Source organism: Escherichia sp. KCJ4928, from assembly GCF_004352695.1.
In the GTDB taxonomy this organism is placed as follows: Bacteria; Pseudomonadota; Gammaproteobacteria; order Enterobacterales; family Enterobacteriaceae; genus ECMA0423.
This window is the reverse complement of the sequence record NZ_SJWV01000761.1, coordinates 1-255: the sequence shown is the minus strand read 5'-3', so window position 1 is coordinate 255 and position 255 is coordinate 1. Positions and strand designations below refer to the sequence as shown.

General features: G+C 51.4%; 1 rRNA gene. It reads right to left on the bottom strand.

The features are described 5' to 3' along the window. Positions 1 to 140: 140 nt before the first annotated feature. Positions 141 to 255, bottom strand: a 23S ribosomal RNA gene (locus E0D98_RS26650); the annotation flags it as partial.

Below are 255 nucleotides of genomic sequence, written 5' to 3'. Positions count from 1 at the left end.
GTTCGGCATGGGGTCAGGTGGGACCACCGCGCTAAGGCCGCCAGGCAAATTCTGTTTTATCAGACCGCTTCTGCGTTCTGATTTAATCTGTATCAGGCTGAAAATCTTTCTCTCATCCGCCAAAACATCTTCGGCGTTGTAAGGTTAAGCCTCACGGTTCATTAGTACCGGTTAGCTCAACGCATCGCTGCGCTTACACACCCGGCCTATCAACGTCGTCGTCTTCAACGTTCCTTCAGGACTCTCAAGGAGTCA